General features: G+C 64.7%; 14 protein-coding genes and 1 tRNA gene. 9 read left to right on the top strand and 6 right to left on the bottom strand.

Going from position 1 to position 15917, the window contains the following annotated elements:
* Window positions 1-39: 39 nt before the first annotated feature.
* The gene (locus ACF3ND_RS09820; RefSeq protein WP_394059938.1) at window positions 40-1398 is read left to right on the top strand and encodes a GntP family permease; all 1359 of its coding nucleotides are present in this window, start codon (window positions 40-42) and stop codon (window positions 1396-1398) included.
* Between the two features lie 148 nt (window positions 1399-1546).
* On the opposite strand, the gene ACF3ND_RS09815 is transcribed toward ACF3ND_RS09820, so the two are convergent.
* Window positions 1547-1620 (bottom strand) — tRNA-Cys (locus ACF3ND_RS09815).
* Between the two features lie 163 nt (window positions 1621-1783).
* Between ACF3ND_RS09815 and ACF3ND_RS09810 the strand changes: the two genes are divergently transcribed.
* The gene (locus tag ACF3ND_RS09810; protein WP_394059936.1) at window positions 1784-4051 is read left to right on the top strand and encodes an Orn/Lys/Arg decarboxylase N-terminal domain-containing protein; all 2268 of its coding nucleotides are present in this window, start codon (window positions 1784-1786) and stop codon (window positions 4049-4051) included.
* Between the two features lie 46 nt (window positions 4052-4097).
* On the opposite strand, the gene ACF3ND_RS09805 is transcribed toward ACF3ND_RS09810, so the two are convergent.
* The 3 genes from ACF3ND_RS09805 to ACF3ND_RS09795 all read right to left on the bottom strand — a co-directional run bounded on the left by ACF3ND_RS09805 (window position 4098) and on the right by ACF3ND_RS09795 (window position 7237).
* A complete protein-coding gene (locus tag ACF3ND_RS09805) occupies window positions 4098-5432 on the bottom strand; it encodes an MFS transporter (RefSeq protein WP_394059934.1) in 1335 nt (444 codons plus the stop codon).
* A gap of 32 nt (window positions 5433-5464) precedes the next feature.
* Complete coding sequence (locus tag ACF3ND_RS09800; protein ID WP_394059932.1) at window positions 5465-6244, bottom strand: aldolase; 780 nt, start codon at window positions 6242-6244, stop codon at window positions 5465-5467.
* A 99-nt stretch (window positions 6245-6343) separates the two neighbouring features.
* Window positions 6344-7237 carry a LysR family transcriptional regulator gene (locus ACF3ND_RS09795; RefSeq protein ID WP_394059930.1) on the bottom strand — a complete coding sequence of 298 codons (894 nt, stop codon included), beginning with the start codon at window positions 7235-7237 and terminating at the stop codon, window positions 6344-6346.
* Between the two features lie 284 nt (window positions 7238-7521).
* Between ACF3ND_RS09795 and ACF3ND_RS09790 the strand changes: the two genes are divergently transcribed.
* Window positions 7522-7668, top strand: coding sequence for a hypothetical protein (locus ACF3ND_RS09790; RefSeq protein WP_394059928.1), 147 nt, complete (start codon window positions 7522-7524; stop codon window positions 7666-7668).
* 88 nt (window positions 7669-7756) lie between these two features.
* Here ACF3ND_RS09790 and ACF3ND_RS09785 read toward each other — a convergent pair whose 3' ends face one another.
* Complete coding sequence (locus ACF3ND_RS09785) at window positions 7757-8527, bottom strand: isocitrate lyase/phosphoenolpyruvate mutase family protein (protein WP_394059926.1); 771 nt, start codon at window positions 8525-8527, stop codon at window positions 7757-7759.
* A gap of 206 nt (window positions 8528-8733) precedes the next feature.
* Window positions 8734-9195: a universal stress protein gene (locus tag ACF3ND_RS09780; protein ID WP_394059924.1), complete on the bottom strand. Its 462-nt coding sequence runs from the start codon at window positions 9193-9195 to the stop codon at window positions 8734-8736.
* A gap of 187 nt (window positions 9196-9382) precedes the next feature.
* On the opposite strand from ACF3ND_RS09780, the gene ACF3ND_RS09775 reads away from it, so the two are divergent.
* The 6 genes from ACF3ND_RS09775 (at window position 9383) to ACF3ND_RS09750 (ending at window position 15915) form a co-directional block, all read left to right on the top strand.
* Entirely contained in the window at window positions 9383-10564 is a 1182-nt protein-coding gene (locus ACF3ND_RS09775) for an acetyl-CoA C-acyltransferase family protein (RefSeq protein WP_394059922.1), read from the top strand.
* A 95-nt stretch (window positions 10565-10659) separates the two neighbouring features.
* On the top strand, window positions 10660-11424 hold the full coding sequence (locus tag ACF3ND_RS09770) for a spermidine synthase (RefSeq protein WP_394059920.1): 765 nt from the start codon (window positions 10660-10662) through the stop codon (window positions 11422-11424).
* A gap of 152 nt (window positions 11425-11576) precedes the next feature.
* A complete protein-coding gene (locus ACF3ND_RS09765) occupies window positions 11577-12488 on the top strand; it encodes an ABC transporter substrate-binding protein (RefSeq protein WP_394065815.1) in 912 nt (303 codons plus the stop codon).
* A 168-nt stretch (window positions 12489-12656) separates the two neighbouring features.
* The gene (locus tag ACF3ND_RS09760; RefSeq protein WP_394059918.1) at window positions 12657-13550 is read left to right on the top strand and encodes an ABC transporter permease; all 894 of its coding nucleotides are present in this window, start codon (window positions 12657-12659) and stop codon (window positions 13548-13550) included.
* Window position 13551: 1 nt separating this feature from the next.
* Window positions 13552-14346: an ABC transporter ATP-binding protein gene (locus ACF3ND_RS09755; RefSeq protein WP_394059916.1), complete on the top strand. Its 795-nt coding sequence runs from the start codon at window positions 13552-13554 to the stop codon at window positions 14344-14346.
* Window positions 14347-14652: 306 nt separating this feature from the next.
* Window positions 14653-15915, top strand: a complete 1263-nt coding sequence (locus ACF3ND_RS09750; protein ID WP_394059914.1) for an efflux RND transporter periplasmic adaptor subunit — start codon at window positions 14653-14655, stop codon at window positions 15913-15915.
* Window positions 15916-15917: the final 2 nt, after the last annotated feature.

Here is a 15917-nt window from a genome sequence, read left to right as displayed (position 1 = left end):
TGATAAATACATGGTTTCCACTTATTTAGGACTTACGCCATGTCTCTGGTGGTCATTCTTGCGCTATTGATCGCGTTGATCGTGCTGGCAACCACGAAGCTCAGGCTTCATCCCTTCCTGGCGCTGCTCGGCGCCGCCTTCCTGGGCGGCTTCATGTACCAGGTACCCCTGCTGGATATAGTCAAGCACATCACAGGCGGCTTTGGCGGCATCATGGGCAGTATCGGCATCGTCATCGTATTGGGCACGATTATCGGCGTCATCCTCGAGAAGACCGGTGCCGCCATCACCATGGCCGACAGTGTCATCCGGCTGCTCGGCAACCGGTTTCCCACGCTGACCATGTCGATCATCGGCTATCTGGTATCCATACCGGTATTTTGCGATTCGGGCTATGTGATCCTGAACTCGCTCAAGGAAGCCATCGCCAAGCGCATGAATGTGTCGCTGATCGCAATGAGCGTGGCGCTGGCGACGGGGTTGTACGCCACGCATACCTTTGTGCCGCCCACACCCGGGCCTATCGCCGCGGCAGGCAACCTCGGCCTGGGCGACAATCTGGGCCTGGTGATCCTGGTTGGCTTGGTGGTTGCCGCAGCGACCGCACTGGCGGGTCTTCTTTGGGCCAATATCTTTCTGAAGAAAAATATCGAGCTCGAGGCGCCTGCGATGCCAAGCGAACAGAACCAAGGGCCGATGAAGACCCGGGAAGCGTACGGCGTCCTGCCCAGCGCCTGGCAGGCTTTCACTCCCATCTTCCTGCCGATTTTGCTGATCTGCATCGGCTCTGTGGTGGCGTTCCCCAGCAAGCCCCTGGGAAGCGGCATTCCCGCGACTATTCTGTTGTTCCTGGGGCACCCGGTGGTTGCGTTGCTGGCCGGCCTGATCTCGGCCCTGCGCCTGCTCAAGGGCGCGGAAAAGCGCAGGCAGTTCCATGACTACGTTGCCGAAGGCCTGACCGCGTCGGCGCCGATTCTCTTGATCACCGGCGCCGGCGGCGCTTTCGGCGCCATCCTGAAAGTGACGCCGCTGGGCGACTACATCGGCACCACGCTGTCGGCGATGGGCATCGGGCTTTTCATGCCATTCATTGTGTCTGCGGCATTGAAAACCGCCCAAGGCTCCACGACGGTTGCCTTGGTCACGACGTCCGCCCTGGTCGCGCCCATGCTGGGCCAACTGGGCCTGGACAGCGAAATGGGCCGGGTGCTGACAGTGATGGCGATTGGCGCGGGCGGCATGACGGTCTCGCACGCCAATGACAGCTTCTTCTGGGTGGTAACTCAGTTTAGCCGCATGCGCGTTTCCACAGCCTATTATGCTCAGACTCTTGCGACGCTGATTCAGGGAGTGGCGGGCATGCTGGTCGTCTGGTTCTTGAGCCTGGCCTTGCTGTGAGACACTAGTGGGAACGCACACATTGTGATCAAAGGCCCGTATCCGGAGATGGCCCCATTCTTATGGGACTATGTGCGGAACGCCGCGAATCGATTGAACCAGAAACCCGCCTAGGCATTCCGCAGGAATAGGGGCCGTGTTGGAAAGATGGAGGCGCGGGCTGGAATCGAACCAACCTAGGCGGATTTGCAATCCGCCACATAACCAATCTGTCACCGCGCCTTTTATTTTGTCCTGGGACATGTAAAATTATGCCCGAGGACAAAGGCAAATGCAAGCCTGAAGGCACAAGGGCTGGCCCCGGCACGATTCACAGCATGCAGACGTACCGTCCCGCACCCATCTTGCCGACTGTGCGCGGCATTTCATCGTCCAAGGACTTCGCATGCATTATCAGTTTCCCATCGTCATCATCGACGAAGACTTCCGTTCCGAAAACGCCTCCGGGCTCAGCATCCGGGTGCTGGCCGACGCCATCGCGGCCGAGGGCTTCGAGGTGCTGGGCACCACCAGCTATGGCGACCTGAGCCAGTTCGCCCAGCAGCAAAGCCGCGCCAGCGCCTTCATTCTGTCCATCGACGACGAAGAGTTCACCCAGGACGGCGACAGCGCGCCGGCCCTGGTCAATCTGCGCGCCTTCATCCGCGCCGTGCGCCGGCGCAACACCGACGTGCCCATCTACGTGTACGGCGAGACCAAGACCGCGCGCCACATGCCCAACGACATCCTGCGCGAGCTGCAGGGCGTCATCCACATGTTCGAGGACACGCCTGAATTCGTGGCCCGCCATATCGTGCGCGAGGCGCGCAGCTACGTGGAAGGCGTCAAGCCGCCGTTCCTGAAGGCCCTGCTGGACTATGCCGAGGACGGCTCCTATTCCTGGCACTGCCCGGGCCATTCGGGCGGAGTGGCCTTCCTGAAGAGCCCGGTGGGACAGATCTTCCATCAGTTCTTCGGAGAAAACATGCTGCGCGCCGACGTCTGCAACGCGGTGGATGAGCTGGGCCAACTGCTCGACCACAACGGCGCCATCGGGGCCAGCGAGCGCAACGCCGCGCGCATCTTCAATGCGGATCACTGTTTTTTCGTCACCAACGGCACCAGCACCAGCAACAAGATCGTCTGGCACCATGCCGTGGCGCCGGGCGACGTGGTGGTGGTGGACCGCAACTGCCACAAGTCCATCCTGCACAGCATCGTCATGACGGGCGCCATTCCGGTGTTTCTGCGCCCTACGCGCAACCATTTCGGCATCATCGGACCGATTGCGCGCAGCGAATTCGACGTGCAGTCCATCCGCGACAAGATCCGCGCCCACCCCTTGCTGTCCCACGTGGACGCCGATACGGTCCAGCCGCGCGTCATGACCCTGACCCAGTCCACCTACGACGGCGTCATCTACGACACCGAAGCCATCAAGTCGGCCCTGGACGGCTACGTGGACGTGCTGCACTTTGACGAAGCCTGGATCCCGCACGCGGCCTTCCACCCGTTCTACGGCCATTTCCACGCCATGGGCAAGAGCCGCCCGCGGCCCCGGGAGTCCCTCGTGTTCTCCACGCAGTCCACTCACAAGCTGCTGGCCGGCATCAGCCAGGCCAGCCATGTGCTGGCGCAGGATTCGGCCACGCGCCGGCTGGATCGCCACCTCTTCAACGAGGCCTACCTGATGCACACCAGCACCAGCCCGCAGTACGCCATCATCGCGTCCTGCGACGTGGCCGCCGCCATGATGGAGCCGCCGGGCGGCCGGGTGCTGGTCGAGGAAAGCATCGTGGAGGCGCTGGACTTCCGACGCGCCATGCGCAAGGTGGAGTCGCAGTTCGCGGCCGACGACTGGTGGTTCAAGGTCTGGGGCCCGCCCAGCCTGGCGGAGGACGGCATCGGCCAGGCAGCGGACTGGATCATCCGCGACGATCCCGAACATGGCGGCTGGCACGGCTTCGGCCCGTTGGCGGACGGCTTCAACATGCTCGATCCCATCAAGGCCACCATCGTCACGCCGGGGCTGGACCTGGACGGCACCTTCGCCGCCAGCGGCATTCCCGCTTCCATCGTGACCAAGTTCCTGGCCCAGCGCGGCGTCATCGTCGAAAAGACGGGGCTCTACAGTTTCTTCATCATGTTCACCATCGGCATCACCAAGGGCCGCTGGAACTCGCTGGTGACCGCCTTGCAGCAGTTCAAGGACGACTACGACCGCAACCTGCCGGTCTGGCGCGTGCTGCCGGAATTCGCCCGCCGCTACCCCTGCTATGAAGAAATGGGCCTGCGCGACCTGTGCCAGCACGTGCACCAGATGTATGCCCGCCACGATATCGCGCGACTGACCACGGAAATGTACCTGTCGCAGGTCGTGCCCGTCATGAAGCCCAGCGAAGCCTTCGCCTGCATCGCCCAGCGGCGCACCGAACGGGTGGAGATCGACCGCCTGGAAGGCCGGGTCACGACCAACCTGATCACGCCGTATCCGCCCGGCATCCCGCTGCTGATCCCGGGCGAGGCCTTCAACAAGACCATCGTGGACTTCCTGAAATTCTCGCGCGAACTCAACCTGCGGTGTCCGGGGTTCGGGACGGACATCCACGGCTTCGTGGAGGAGCGCGGCGCGGATGGGCAGATGCGGTACTACGTGGACTGCGTGGCGCAATAGGAGGATGCGGCCGGGATCGCCTCCCGGCCGCGGCCGTAAGACCGCTTCAGGGCCGAAGCGCCGGGGTGGCGGGGCGGCCGGCCGGCGCGCCGAAATGGCGCGGCCCGTGCATGCGCCATGCGCTGGCCATGGCGACCATTCCCAGCAGACTCAGGTACCAGACTATGTAGCGCGGGCTGCCGTCGCCCCAGGCCAGCAGGGATGTGGCCACGATGGGCGCCAGGCCGCCGCCCAGGGCGCCGGAGATCTGCACGGCGATCGAGATGCCGCTGTAGCGCACCTCAGGCGGGAACTGGGACGAAAACAGGCTGCCCTGCGGCCCGTACAGGCAGGCATAGACCAGGCCGACGGCCAGCACCATGGCCAGGGTGATGGCGCCGGTGTCGCGGGTCTGCAGCATGTCGAAGAACAGCGGCGCGAAGATCAGAATGCCCGCCGAGCCGGCCATGAACACCCACTTGTGGCCCAGGCGATCGCCCAGCAGGCCGAATACCGGCATGGCGAACAGGGCTGCGGCCGCGCCCCAGATGGTGGCGTCCAGCAGCACGGTGCGCGGCAGGCCCAGCGTGCCGGTGGCGTAGGCCAGGGCGAAGGTGACGACGGTGTAGAACCAGGTCACCTCCGCCAGACGGGCGCCGATCACCAGCAGCAGCTCGCGGGGATAGCGCCTGAAGACCACCTTGGCGGGCACCTCCACCTTGTCGCCCTTGCCCTGCATGCGCTCGAAGTCGGGGGACTCGGCCACTTTCAGGCGGATGAACCAGCCCACCAGCAGGAGCAGCACGCTGGCCAGGAACGGGATGCGCCAGCCCCAGGTGAGCATGTCTTTTTCGGGCAGGGCGGCGACCGCGCCCATGGCCAGCGACGACAGGATCAGGCCCGGCGCCACCCCGGCCTGGGGCAGGCTGCCGAAGAAGCCCTTCTTGCCTTCGGGGGCGTGCTCCACGGCCATCAGCACGGCGCCGCCCCATTCGCCGCCCACCGCCACGCCCTGGCAGAAGCGCATCAGCACCAGCAGCACGGCGCCCCAGTAGCCTATGCTGTCATACGAGGGGATCAGCCCGATCAGGATGGTCGGTATGCCCATCATGAACAGGGTGATCAGCAGCATGGACTTGCGTCCGACGCGATCGCCGAAATGGCCGAAGACGATGCCGCCCAGAGGACGGGCGAAGAAACCCACGGAATAGGTGGCGAAGGCGGCCAGCGTGCCCGTGATCGGGTCGAAGGCCGGGAAGAATATCTGGTTGAATATCAGGGCGGCGGCCGTGCCGTAGAGGAAGAAGTCGTACCATTCGATGGTGGTGCCCATCATGCTGGCCAGCCCCGCCGTCACGTACTGGCGGCGCGAGCGCGCCGCCTGCTTTGCAGGCATAGTCATGTCCGTATCCTTGCAAATGTGAAAAAGGCGGCTCAGAGCGAGGGCAGGCCGGGGGCGCGACGCGACTGCCGGACCCAGTAGTCGAAGGTGGCGCGCACGATGGAGGGTTTGAGCAGGTAGTCATGCGCCTCGCGGGCCAGCGCGTCGTCCACGGGCGTCAGCGGCCCGAAGGCCTGGGCGCGGATCTGCAGGCGCGCGGCCCGCTCCAGGTACACGGACAGGTAGGTGGCTTCTTCGCAGGAGCGGCCGGCGGTCAGGTAGCCGTGATGGGCCAGGATGATGGCGCGCTTGTCGCCCAGCGCCCGGGAGATGATGACTCCTTCCTGGTCCGCGATCGGCACGCCGGGCCAGTCGGGCAGGAAGGCGCAATCCTCGTGCAGGGGCGTCATGTCCATCTGGGCGATGACCAGCGGCTGCCGGGCCGCCGCCAGCGCGCTGGCCCAGGGAGAATGGGTGTGGATGATGGATTGCACGTCGGGCCTGGCCTGGTAGACCCACAGGTGAAAGCGCGTGGCCGGATTGGCCATGCCCTGCCCGGACAGGGTGTTCAGGTCCCGGTCCACTTCGATGAAGTCCTGGGGCGTGGCCTCGTCAAAGCCCAGACCGAAGCGCAGAGTCCAGTAGGCGTCGGGGCGTTCGGAGCGCACACTGATCTGTCCCGCCAGCCCGGCCTCCTGTTCGGTCATGGCCAGGATGCGGCAGGCGCAGGCCATGGTTTCGGGAATGCTGCGCTCCACCGGGCACAGATGTCGGGCCATGTCCTGCGTGGCCCGGGCGTCGAAATAGGATTTCTCCCTGAGTGCGTTCGGCATCTTGTCTCCTTTGGAATTGTTGTGAGCCTGCATGGGGCAGGCCTGGAGCCAGTATGGCGATTACAGGGAGCGCAAGCCATGATGCTGCGCTCATAGCAGCTATTCCACCATGGCGTCTTCCAGGGTGTCGGCGGCGCGCATGGCGCAACTGAGCAGTTCTGTCGTCAGGCTCTGAGGCTGGCGATCCGCGCGCAGGATGGCGACGACCCGGCGCTGCAAGGCCGGCGCCGTGACGGGGTGCTTGTGCAGTTCGTACTCGGCCAGGAGCCTGTCGGGAATACGGGCCGGCAGGATGCAGTCGCCTACGCCGGAGGACACCAGGCGCAGCATGGCGTCTATGGTCTCGGCCTCGGCCACGAATTCGGGCTCCAGTCCGCTGCTGTGCACCATGCGGCGCAAGGCATAGTGGCTGGGAAACCCCACCAGCCGCAGCGGCTGTGCCGTCAGGTCGCCGTCCGGTGCCGGATCCGGACGCGTCGAGATCAGGCACATCTGGTCGTCGAACAGCACATGCGACACCAGGTCGCCGCAGTCCACGGCCACGTCGTAGACAAAGCCCATGTCCGCCTTGCCGGTTTCGACCAGGGAGACGACTTCGGGCGAGCTGCGGCCGAGCAGGGACAGGTTGACACTGGGGTGCGAACTCATGAAGGTTGCCGCCACATCGGCCATGAAGTAGTAGCTCAGGGTGTGAACGGTGGCCAGGCGGACGGTGCCCTGGCTCACCCCGTACTGCTGGCGCACGGTGTCCACCGCCAGGTCGATGCGCCGATAGGCCGGTTCGATGGCGTCGCGCAACAGGCGGCCGGCGTCGGTCAGCCTGACGCCGCGCCCGGTGCGCACGAACAGCGGCTTGCCCAGGGCCTGCTCCAGGCCGGTCAGTTGCTTGCTGATGCCTGATTGGCTCTGGTCCAGTTCGTCCGCGGCCCGCGACAGGGATTCGAGCTGAGCGATGCGCAGAAAATAGCGCAGCGGGCGATCCAGGGTGTCCATGATATGTCTCCCTTGTGCATGATGGCCTTCTGGCGAGGCATGCGCAGAGCGTACACGGCTTGTCCTGGGCTGACGATCAGTACAAATAAGGATGCCGGCTCCAAACCAGGCGGGCAGATTCGCAAGGCCCGCGCTGGCATGCTTAATTTTGTTCAAAAACAGCTTATTTTCAGCGATTGAATACCTAACTTCGGCAAAAATTGATTCGTAGTCTAATTATTGTTATAATCAAATAATCGGGGCGCTAAGGGGGCGCCCCCTGTCGATGTCAACAGGAGCAAATCGTGAGTCAATCGAAACCGGTTCGTCGCAAACAGGCCTTTGAGGTCGAGCCCCTTAATTGGGTCGCTCCCAAGAAAGCCGCGCGGGAAACAGATGCCGAAAGCAAGACGGAGCAGCCCAGCGAGCACTGCGCCGCCGAAACGGCCTGATAGCGCCGCGGTATTGAAAAATAGCGCAAGCATGATTGCTTGCGCTATTTTTTTGGGCCTTGGGTGCGGCTGTACAGCCTGGCGGGGATCAGGACAGGCGCTCAGGCAGGCGCCCATGCTGCAGCAGGCTGCCGGCGGCCTGCTCGAACCCCGCCCAGGCCGCGACGGCCAGCTGGGCTCCCGTGCTGACGCGGCGTACGCCTAGGGCGGCGAGGTCGGGCACGGTCAGGCTGGGATCGATCAGCAGCACATTGACGGGGGTAGGGGCCACGGCCTGTACGACGCGTGCGATGTCGTCCAGCCGGCGCAGGCCCGGCGCGTAGACCACGTCGGCGCCCGCCTGGGCATAGGCCTGCAGTCTGTCTATGGTTTCGTCAAGGCCGGCCGCGCCTGTCAACAGGCCTTCGCTGCGCCCCACCAGCAGGACGTCCTCGCCGCTGGACTGGATGGCGGCCCTGGAAGCCCGGATGCGGGCGACGGCCAGGTCTTTTTCATACAGTCCGTCGTCGCGGCGGTCCTCGATGGACAGTCCGGCGATGCCGGTGCCTATTGCCAGGCGCACATTGGCGGCCACCTCGTCGGGCTGCGCGGCGAAACCGTCTTCGAAGTCGGCATTGACGGGCAAATCGGTGCTGGAGGCCAGATGGCGCAAATGCTCAAGCAGTGCGTCGCGGCCGGGCTGGAAATCGTCCAGCCCCTGAGCCCAGGCGTAGGCCGCACTGCTGCTGGCGATGGCCTGCGCGCCTAGCCGTTCCAGGCGGCGTACGCCGCCCAGGTCCCAGGGATTGGGCAATATGAGGGTGCCTTGCTGGTGCAGCGCGCGAAAGCGGCGGCGTTTCTCCTGTGTACTGAGACTCATGACCATGCTCCGGAAGAAAAGGGAAGAGGCAGTGTGTCGTCCGCGATCGTAGCGGACACTCCGATTCTTGCTGCAGAAACCGGCCGGTGCAATAGCCTTTCTCAAATATGGCGCTTGGGAACTCGCGTGGGTCGGGCGCCCGGACGGCATCGATGCGGAATCAAAGCGCAGGCCCGGGCCTGCGCTTTGATTCCGGCGGCAGGCGCCTATTTTTTCTTTGCTTTCTTGCGGATGACCAGCACCGGGATCTCCGACTGGGTCAGGACGTGCTGGGTCTCGCTGCCCAGCAGGATGCGCTGGTAGCCCTTGCGGCCGTGCGAGGCCATGACGATCAGGTCGGCCTTCTGTTTTTCGGCGGCCGATATGATGGCATTGGCGATCAGGTCCGACTTGGCCACGACGGCTTTGACCGCCACGCCTATGTCCTTGCCGGCCTGCTTGACGGCCGCCAGCTCGGCTTGGGCGTGCTCCGTCCACAGCGCCTCGACGCGGCTGTCCATCTTCTGGTCCAGGATGGGGCCGCCTTCCAGGTAGCTCTGCCGGTAGCGCGGGATGACGCGCAGTGCAATGAGCTTGGCGTCGCAGGCTTTGGCCAGATTCAAGGCGTGGCGGACGGCGTGGTCGGACAGTTCCGATCCGTCGGTGGCGACCAGAATGCGCTCGTACATGGGGGAATTCCTTAAAGAGGGTTATCAGCGGCGTGTGTTTTGTATAACGTATCAGGAACCTTACTGTGAGTTGTCCCTGTTGTGTCCGGTCTGCGGTCTCGGGAACAGGGGACTTACGTTCCGGGAGCGGGGCGTCCACGCTTTTTGCTCCTGTTGCCGCGCCCGTAAAGGGCGCAGGGAGACTTCCATGACAGACGTAGTCGTAGTCCAGGCATGCCGCACCGCCATCGGCGATTTTGGCGGCGCGCTCAAGAATGTAACGCCGGTGGAATTGGGAGCCATGGTGCTGCGGGCCGCGCTCGATCGCAGCGGGGTGGACGCCGCCGATGTGCAGCATGTGGTCATGGGGCAGGTGATCCAGACCGAACCGCGCGACATGTATCTGTCGCGCGTGGCGGCCGTGCAGGCCGGGCTGGGCTATGACACGCCGGCCATGAACGTGAATCGCCTGTGCGGCTCGGGCCTGCAGGCCATCGTCTCGGCCGCGCAGGGCATTCTGCTGGGCGACGCCGAAGTGGCTCTGGCCGGCGGGGCCGAAAGCATGAGCCGCGCTCCTTATATGTCCAGCGCGCACCGCTGGGGAGCCCGCATGGGCGACACTGTGATGATGGACATGATGACGGGCGCGCTGACCGATCCCTTCGATCGGGTCCATATGGGCATCACGGCCGAGAATGTGGCGCGCCGTTACGGGATCACGCGGGCGGACCAGGACGAGCTGGCGCTGCAGTCGCACCGGCGGGCTCGGCGGGCCATCGAGCAGGGTTATTTCAAGGGGCAGATCGTGCCCGTCATCCAGAAAAGCCGCAAGGGCGAGCTTGTGTTCGACCAGGACGAGCACGTGCGCCCCGATGCGACCCCGGAGAGCTTCAGCAGCCTCAAGCCCGTGTTCCTTCAGGAAGGCGGCAGCGTGACGGCGGGCAATGCCTCGGGCCTGAATGACGGCGCGGCGGCGGTCCTGCTCATGTCCGCCGACCAGGCGCGCGCCAGGGGACTGACGCCGCTGGCGCGCCTGGTGTCCTGGGGGCATGCCGGCGTGGAGCCCGGCATCATGGGCATGGGGCCGGTGCCGGCCACGCGCGCCGCCTTGCAGCGCGCCGGCCTGGCGCTGGCGGACCTGGACGTGATCGAGTCCAACGAGGCCTTCGCGGCGCAGGCTTGCGCGGTATCGCGCGAACTGGGCCTGGATCCGGAACGTGTCAATCCCAATGGCAGCGGCATCAGCCTGGGGCATCCCATCGGGGCCACCGGGGCCGTCCTGACGGTCAAGGCCCTGCACGAGCTGCAGCGAATCCAAGGGCGCTACGCCCTGGTCACCATGTGCATAGGCGGCGGGCAGGGGATCGCGGCCATCTTCGCCCGCGACTGACGCAGGCCGCGCCGTTCCGGGGGGCGGCCGGCTGGTATGATGGCGCCTTTGTCAAAAGCGCCGGGCGCGGCCGGCGATTTTCGAGGAATGAAGTGATGTGCGCCGATTTTGAGCATGACAGCCCCACCATGTCCGAGAGCGATGGCATCCGCTATCTGCACTTCGGGACGGAATGGATACAAGGCGCGATGCGCACGCGCAAGCCGGCCGAACTGGTCCTGGCCTATACCCAGCAGATGATGGCCTGGCTGATGTTCACCCGGCCGGGCAAGCAGGACAAGCTGGCCATACTGGGACTGGGCGCGGGTTCGCTGCTGCGATTCTGCCTCAAGCACACGCCCTGCCAGGTGCGCACGGTGGAGTGGAATCCGGCCGTGACCGGCATCTGCCAGGCTTTTTTCCGCCTCCCCGGCAGCGACCGTTCGCAGATCGATCACGAAGATGCGGGGGTGTGGGTCCAGGACCCGGATCAGCATGGCCAATACCGCGCCCTGATGGTGGACCTGTATGACGCGTCCGCCCAGGGGCCGGTGCGCGACAGCCTGGAGTTCTATCAGAACTGCCGCGCGGTGCTGGACGGGGAGGGCATCATGACGGTCAACCTGTTCGGCGCCCATCCCAGCTTCGAGCGCAACATCAGCCACATACGCCAGGCCTTCGAGGGCAAGGTGCTGCTGCTGCCCGAGATGGACGAGGGCAATCAGGTGGTGCTGGCCTTCAAGGGCGATGCGCTGGAGATCACGGCCGGCGAACTGCTGGAGCGCGCCATGCAGGTGCAGGCCGATCATCAGCTGCCTGCACAGCGCTGGGCCCGCGAGCTGTTGTCGGCGCTGCGCGACACAGGCGCCAGACTGCCTTGAGGGCAGGGATTACCTGCAGGGCGCGGCCGTTTTATTCGCGGTAGACTTTAGTGCCTATAAAATTACCGCTTTTTCTCGCATCTAAGGAGTATCGGATGAAGCTGATCAGGTCTGTACATCAACTGGCGGCCGCTTTGGCATGTGTGGGGTTCATGTCCGGCGCCGCCGTGCATGCACAATCGGTGTCGGTGTCGTCGATCGTCGAACATCCGGCGCTCGATTCCATCAAGGACGGCGTGCACAAGGCGCTGACCGATGCCGGCTACACCGAAGCCAAGGGCCTGAAGTGGCAGTTCCAGACCGCTCAGGGCAATCCGGCGATTGCCGCTCAGATCGCGCGCAAGTTCGTGGGCGACAAGCCCGATGTGATCGTCGCCATTTCCACGCCGTCGGCGCAGGCCGTGGTCGCCGCCACCAAGGATATTCCGGTGGTGTATTCGGCCGTGACCGATCCCGTGGTGGCGCACCTGGTGTCCAGCATGGAGCCATCCGGCACCAACGTCACCGGCGTGTCCGATGCCCTGGCCCTGGAGCCGCAGATCGAGCTGATTAAGAAAGTCGTTCCCGAGGCCAAGAAGGTCGGCATGGTCTACAACCCCGGCGAAGCCAACTCCGCCGTGGTCGTCAAGCAGATGAAAGAACTGCTGCCCAAGCACGGCATGTCGCTGGTCGAGGCCACCGCGGCCCGCACCGTGGACGTGGGCGCGGCGGCCCGCAGCCTGGTGGGCAAGGTGGACGTGATCTACACCAACACCGACAACAATGTGGTCTCGGCCTACGAGTCCCTGGTCAAGGTCGGGAACGACGCCAAGGTGCCGCTGATCGCCTCGGACACCGACAGCGTGGCGCGCGGCGCCATCGCCGCCCTGGGCGTGAACTACTATGACCTGGGCGTGCAGACCGGCGGGATCGTCATCCGCATCCTGAAAGGCGAGAAGCCCGGCGCCATCGCTTCCGAGACCAGCAGCAAGCTGGAACTGTACGTCAACCCCGGCGCGGCCAAGCGCCAGGGCGTGACGCTCAACGATGAATTCGTGAAGACCGCCACCAAGATCGTGGAATAATCGCGCCTTGTTCCTTGCACCGGGCCGATTCGAGAACAAGAAACGCCTCCCCCGGGAGGCGGCGAGCAGGGCTTGGCCCGCGCGGCGCGAGGGCGTTTATCTCTTTTTTGCAGGTGGGCCGCCACAAGCCGCCCGCCTGTGTCAATTGCACACCAGACGCACGACAACATGTCTATCTATTCCATGTGGGGGGCCCTGGAGATCGGTCTGATATTCGGACTGGTCGCCCTGGGAGTCCTGATCTCTTTTCGCATTCTGCGTTTTCCCGACCTGACGGTCGACGGCAGTTTTCCTCTGGGCGGCGCCGTGGCCGCCACCCTCATCAGCCAAGGCTCGGATCCTTTCCTGGCCACCATCGCCGCCACCTTCACCGGCGCGCTGGCCGGCAGCGTGACCGGCTGGCTCAATGTGCGCCTGAAGATCATGGATCTGCTGGCCAGCATCCTGATGATGATCGCCCTGTATTCCATCAACCTGCGCATCATGGGCCGCCCCAACGTGCCGCTGATCATGGAGCCCACGGTCTTTACCGTGCTGCAGCCCGACACCATCGCCGACTACATCGCCCGGCCTTTGCTGCTGATCGTTCTGGTGGTGCTGGTCAAGCTGGCGCTGGACTGGTTCTTCGGCACCCAGACCGGGCTGGCCATGCGCGCCACCGGATCGAACGCCCGCATGGCGCGCTCCCAGGGCGTGGCCACCGGCAATATGGTTCTGCTGGGCATGGCCATCTCCAACGCGCTGGTCGCGCTGGCCGGCGCGCTGTTCGCCCAGTCCCAGGGCGGTTCGGACATTTCCATGGGCATAGGCACCATCGTGATCGGCCTGGCGGCCGTGATCGTGGGCGAGAGCATCCTGCCGGCGCGCAAGCTGTTCTATGCGACTCTGGCGGTGATCCTGGGCGCCATCCTGTACCGTTTTTTCATCGCCCTGGCGCTCAACGCCGATGTCATCGGCCTGAAGGCGCAGGACCTGAACCTGGTCACGGCCTTGCTGGTGACCGTCGCCCTGGTGATACCCCTGTTCAAGAAACGCATGCGCGGCCGCAAAGGAGCTCAGTAAGATGCTGGAAGCCAATAATCTGCGCCTGACCTTCAACCCCGGCACGCCCATCGAGACCCGCGCTTTGCGCGGCCTGTCGCTGAACATTCCGGAAGGCCAGTTCGTCACCGTCATCGGCTCCAACGGAGCGGGCAAGTCCACCTTCCTGAACGCCATTTCGGGCGACCAGTCGGTGGATGAGGGCGAGATCCTGATCGACAAGGCCAACGTCACCCGCATGCCGGTCTGGCAGCGGGCCAACTGGGTGGCGCGCGTGTTCCAGGACCCCATGGCGGGCACCTGTGAAGATCTGACCATCGAGGAGAACATGGCGCTGGCCACCGGCCGCGGCAGCCGCCGGGGCTTGTCGCGCGCGGTGCGCAATGACATGCGCGATGAGTTCCGCGAGCGCCTGGCGACGCTGGGACTGGGCCTGGAGAATCGCCTGGCCGACCGCATCGGCCTGCTGTCGGGCGGCCAGCGCCAGGCCGTCAGCCTGCTGATGGCGGCCTTGAGGCCGTCCAAGATCCTGTTGCTGGACGAACACACGGCGGCGCTGGACCCGCGCACGGCGGATTTCGTGCTGCAACTGACCAACCGCATCGTGCGCGAAGGCGGCCTGACCACCATGATGGTCACGCACAGCATGCGCCAGGCGCTGGACGTGGGCGACCGCACGGTCATGCTGCATCAGGGCAAGGTGGTGCTGGACGTCAGCGGCGAACAGCGCCAGGGCCTGGACGTGCGCGACCTGCTGGAGATGTTCGAGAAGGTGCGCGGCGAGACGCTAGCTGACGACAGCTTGCTCTTGAGCTAGTTGTTTTCCCGTCATGCGAGAAAAACCGCGGCGGCCCGCTGGACCGACCGTGGTTTTTTTTTCACCTCTAGCTCACAGGCGCCTGATTATGCTTATGCTTTTCAGTCGGGCGGGCAGATGCGCAGGGGCGAGTGGACTCACGACAGGCTGCCGCCTTCACATTTGATATATGCCGAAATGAGTCCGGTTTCTCTTTTTCTGTATTTTTGAGAACGTTTTCGACATATACTTCAGGATTGCCGAAACCATACTACGCAGTCAGTTTAAGCGTAACATTTTGTATGACGCTTAGCTCAGGAGTACTTCATGTCATCTAAAAGCCTGCTGGGTTGGCAGCCTTTGCGCATTGCTGCTTTCTCTTCCATGGTCCTGCTTGCCGCTTGCGGCAACAAAGAGCCCCAAGCCGACATGAGCGGGATGAAGATCCCGGTCAGCGTCATCACCGTGCAGCCGACATCCACGGAGCTGTTCTCCGAGCTGCCCGGCCGGGTGGAGGCCATCAAGGATGCCCAGATCCGCGCCCGCGTCAACGGGATCGTCGAAGAAATCAACTTCGAGCAGGGCAGCGACGTGAAGCAGGGCCAGCTCCTGTTCACCATCGATCCGGCGCCGTATCGCGCGGCCCGCAATCAGGCGGCCGCCCAGCTCAAGAACGCCCAGGCCGAGGCTCGCAGCGCAGCGCTGCTGGCCCAGCGCTATGAGCGCCTGATCAAGGAAAACGCCGTATCCCGTCAGGAATACGATACGGCCAAGGCGCGCGCCCTGCAGGCGGACGCGGCCATCGCAGCCGCCAAGGCGGCCCTGGACGCGGCCGATATCAACCTGGGTTACACCAAGGTCGTCTCGCCTGTCGACGGGCGCATCGGCAAGGCCATGGTCACCGAAGGCGCTCTGGTGTCCGCCGCCAACGGCACCCAGATGGCCACGGTCCAGCAACTGGACCGCGTCTATGTGGACGTCACCCGTTCAACCTCGGAGCTGTCCCAGCTGCGCCGCGCCATGGCCGACGGCAAGCTGACCCAGGCCGGCGAGGGCAAGGCCAAGGCGCACGCCATCCTGGAAGACGGCACGACTTATGATCACGACGGCGCCCTGCTGTTCAGCGGCGTGAGCGTGGATCCGTCCACGTCCCAGGTGACGCTGCGGGCCGAGTTCCCCAACCCCGACCAGATCCTGCTGCCCGGCATGTACGTGCGGGTGCGGCTGGAGCAGGGCGTCGCGCGCGATGCGCTGCTGGTTCCCGCCCAGGCCGTCCAGTACACCAACGACGGGCGCACCAGCCTGATGGTGGTGCGCGACGGCAAGGTGCAGGCCGTGCCCGTGGCTCTGGGCGCCGAGGACAAAGGCCAGTACATCGTGAACCAAGGCCTGAACGCCGGCGACCAGGTCGTGGTCGAGGGCTTCCAGAAAATCCGCCCCGGCGCGCCGGTGCAGCCCATGCCCTGGAAGGGCGACAAGGGCGCGGGCGCCGCGCCCCAGGGCCAGGCGGCGCCCGATCAGGGGCAGCCCGCCCAGCCGGCGCAAGAGCCAGCCCCTGCAGCACAAACCGATGCCAAGTCTAGCGAGTAAGC

The organism is Alcaligenes sp. WGS1538 (genome assembly GCF_043187505.1).
Taxonomy (GTDB): domain Bacteria; phylum Pseudomonadota; class Gammaproteobacteria; order Burkholderiales; family Burkholderiaceae_B; genus Alcaligenes.
This window is presented reverse-complemented; position numbering and strand designations above follow the sequence as displayed.